This is a genomic window from Holdemanella hominis (assembly GCF_014306155.1).
Classification (GTDB): Bacteria; Bacillota_I; Bacilli_A; order Erysipelotrichales; family Erysipelotrichaceae; genus Holdemanella; species Holdemanella hominis.
In genome coordinates this window covers 1-3,128 of sequence record NZ_JACRWH010000093.1, presented here as the reverse complement: position 1 = coordinate 3,128, position 3,128 = coordinate 1, and the positions used below count along the sequence as shown (strand labels likewise).

6 protein-coding genes are annotated in these 3,128 nt (G+C 30.5%); 3 read left to right on the top strand and 3 right to left on the bottom strand.

Annotated features, from left to right (window positions below):
• On the bottom strand, nt 1–167 hold a 167-nt coding region (locus tag H8911_RS12995; protein WP_186999754.1), incomplete at its 3' end, for a transposase.
• Nucleotides 168–262: 95 nt separating this feature from the next.
• Here H8911_RS12995 and H8911_RS11860 point away from each other — a divergent pair.
• From H8911_RS11860 to H8911_RS11850, 3 genes are all read left to right on the top strand, one after another.
• Complete coding sequence (locus tag H8911_RS11860; protein WP_317414917.1) at nt 263–463, top strand: cyclic-phosphate processing receiver domain-containing protein; 201 nt, start codon at nt 263–265, stop codon at nt 461–463.
• A gap of 27 nt (nt 464–490) precedes the next feature.
• Nucleotides 491–1,189: a metallophosphoesterase gene (locus H8911_RS11855; protein ID WP_186999803.1), complete on the top strand. Its 699-nt coding sequence runs from the start codon at nt 491–493 to the stop codon at nt 1,187–1,189.
• 179 nt (nt 1,190–1,368) lie between these two features.
• Complete coding sequence (locus tag H8911_RS11850) at nt 1,369–1,515, top strand: hypothetical protein (RefSeq protein ID WP_186999802.1); 147 nt, start codon at nt 1,369–1,371, stop codon at nt 1,513–1,515.
• A gap of 37 nt (nt 1,516–1,552) precedes the next feature.
• Here the strand turns inward: H8911_RS11850 and H8911_RS11845 are convergent, their stop codons facing one another.
• Both H8911_RS11845 and H8911_RS11840 read right to left on the bottom strand, forming a co-directional pair.
• On the bottom strand, nt 1,553–1,963 hold the full coding sequence (locus H8911_RS11845) for an ATP-binding protein (RefSeq protein ID WP_255466372.1): 411 nt from the start codon (nt 1,961–1,963) through the stop codon (nt 1,553–1,555).
• A complete protein-coding gene (locus tag H8911_RS11840; protein ID WP_186999801.1) occupies nt 1,960–2,895 on the bottom strand; it encodes a MarR family transcriptional regulator in 936 nt (311 codons plus the stop codon). Before H8911_RS11840 ends, H8911_RS11845 begins: the two co-directional genes overlap by 4 nt.
• Between the last annotated feature and the right edge of the window lie 233 nt (nt 2,896–3,128).

Genomic DNA, 3,128 nt, shown 5'->3' with positions numbered 1-3,128 from the left:
GCCTGGTTGTTATTGGCTTTAGCTTCTTGCTTCCATCTGTATAAAGTACTATCTCCAATACCTAAATTTTTAGCACATTCTTTACGACTTAGTTCTGGATGTGTTAAACAATAATTGACAGCATTTTGTTTAAATTCTTGATCAAACTGTTTCTTTTTATTTGCCATTTTCTTTTACCTTCCTTTGTTTTTGAATCATCCTCTTTCTATTGTACCACTGGTGTAAATTTTCTCTTTTTGACTAGTCCTATTTATATGCTAACATCAATGCAATTAATTTGGATTATGACTTAGGGGGTGAAGAAACAGGATTAGACATTTTAATTTATATGAAGCAAAATAATATAAAGGTTCGAGAAATATATATACATAGTACTCATCTTGAAGGAGTTAAAGAAATGGAAAAATTTATAAAATATAATTTTAAAGATGTTGATTATTTATATTGTCCTTATAGTGAATAACGGTTGGTAAAAAGGATGTGATTAACAATGATTTATGTAATGAGCGATATTCATGGTATGTATGATAAATATATTGAAATGATGGATTTAATTGATTTAAAAGAGACAGACACATTATATATCTTAGGAGATATAATAGACAGAGGAGTAAACTCTATGAAAATTTTACAAGATATGATGAAAAGGTCTAATGTGTTTGGTATTTTTGGTAATCATGAATTAATGATGGCAGATTGTTTTAATATTATTATGCAAGAAATTACAAATGAGTTCTTAGACAGTTTTGATGAAGAAAAACTAATGAAATTATCTGATTGGATGAATAATGGAGCATTCCAAACAATCCAAGAATTTAAAAAATTAAGTAAAGAAGAACAAAAAGACATTATTGAATATTTAATGGAGTTTACAGCTTATGAAGAAGTTGAAGTGAAAGGAAGATATTATCTTTTAGTTCATGCAGGATTAGGTGATTTTAGTGAGGAAAAATCACTAGATGAATATGATGTAAATGATTTTGTTTGGAAACGTCCTGATTGGGATATTCCATACTTCACAGACCCTAATAAATTTGTAGTTGTAGGTCACACTCCAACATTAGGTATTAATGGAAAACCTGAAATATTTTATAAAAATAATTTCATAGCAATTGATTGTGGTGCTTGTTTTGAAAATGGTACGTTAGCATGTTTGTGCTTAGATACTATGGAAGAATTTTATGTTTAAGTAAACTTTTTCTATTAATCTACAATCGTGTGGTTGACAAAATGAAAGTAGTGTACCCGTTTTATTAATCTGTTATAATTAAAAAGCCAAAGAAAGTTAATGTCTAAGCAGTCATTTGGAACTTTGTTTGGCGACATCCTCACCGAATGGCTGCTTAGACATGTTGAGGATGTTTTTTTATGTCTAATTTTGAAAATCCTTTTAAGGATTTTGTTTTTAGTTTACCCGAAGATAAACTAGATCTTTTAATTGAATGCATCAACAATAGAAAAGATTATGATTTATATGGCGTTACTGCATATGACGGAAAAATGGTGCGCGTGTAGAGCACCATCGGTGTATCTGTAGCGGTCAATCGGTGTGTCAAAATTTTTGATTTCTTAGTGATTCACCTTTGAATTCCAAGCGATATGCTTTACATAGAACTCGATCTAAACACGCGTCAGCGTATGTACAATCCTTAAATAAATCGTACCATTCTTTTACCGGGATTTGAGAAACCAACACTGTCGATTTTCTTCCTTCCCTTGAATCGAGAATTTCAAATAGATGTCTATATTTTTCAACATCAAGATTCATAAGTCCAAAATCATCTGTAATCAGTAGGTCTACTTGTGCTATATTTTCCATAATACCTAAAAATTTAAGTGAATCCTCCGCTTGTTCATGTGCGCTGAGTTCCATTATTAAATCACATGCTGTCCCACCAATCACAACATACTGATTTTCAAAACCTTTGAACCACTCTTTAAATTTAGTGAACCCATTTATCATTTTTCATTTAGCTCTCTTTCTATACATTCATCTATAGCTTCTTCAATTCGCTCATCTACAATTTCTCTCAAAGATAATGCCACAGATAAACCATCCGCCACATTATCATCTGAAAATAATTTTGGATCATAGCCCCATAATTCAAGTCGAATCTGTTTATTTGGATCTACCAATTCATTTTCCATTTGATTTATATCCATTTTTTGTTCATCAATCGCATATGTTATTAATTTGGAAGGATTCAACATTGAATTTTTGGCCAAAGCACTCTCTGATGCAAGAACCATATTTTCATCAATTCTTGATTTTTCAATATAGCCATATTTCCGAACCGGATCTAACAAGAAAGGTTTTGCCCTTTCAAACAATTCTCTTCTATCATATTTTGATTCAATCACTTTATTAACGCCATCTTTATACACCAAAAATAAGTCACTTGCTTCTAATTGTTTGACCGCTCTTGATAATGTCATTGCTGAATAAGGAAGCTTCTTTCCAACATTTGCGACATACAATTTATTTTGTCTATTATATAAATACATCAAAAACAATTGTTGTGTAGAAAACATAAATTTTTCTTTATACAATGCATTATTTTTCTCTTCCATTAACAGTGTCCCAATAAAAGGAAGAAATACTTGTTTTTCTGTCATAAAAGGTATATTACTTTCTAACATTCCTTTTCTTCTAAAATCAGACAAATTTTTTAAATAAAATGCGACAGGTACATCATCAATTTTTTGAATCTTTTCTATATGCTTTTTCATAGCCGGAAGTGTTGGCAAATCACCAATGGGTCTCATCACGATAAATCGATTATTTGAAACAATAGCTTCATCAATCTCATAATTACCAGCTACATAAAGTGGTAACGCTTGTTTTTTATCCCATGACTTATAATTTATTGTCAATCCAAATACATCTGTTTTCATGTTATCGCAGCCTCCTTTTTAACTCTATCATTTCAATTTTAACTTTAGTAAGGTTAAATGTAAAGTTTTTACGTTAAATTGCGATATCCTTCATAATCCTATCCTTTTAAGTATGGCTCTGTCACAACAAATGGTTGATTTTTAACGAGAAATAGCGTATAATAATAGTAAGAAACAGTACCACCGAAGGAGGTAATTGGATATGCCTACTATCAAAGACGCATTAGATATTA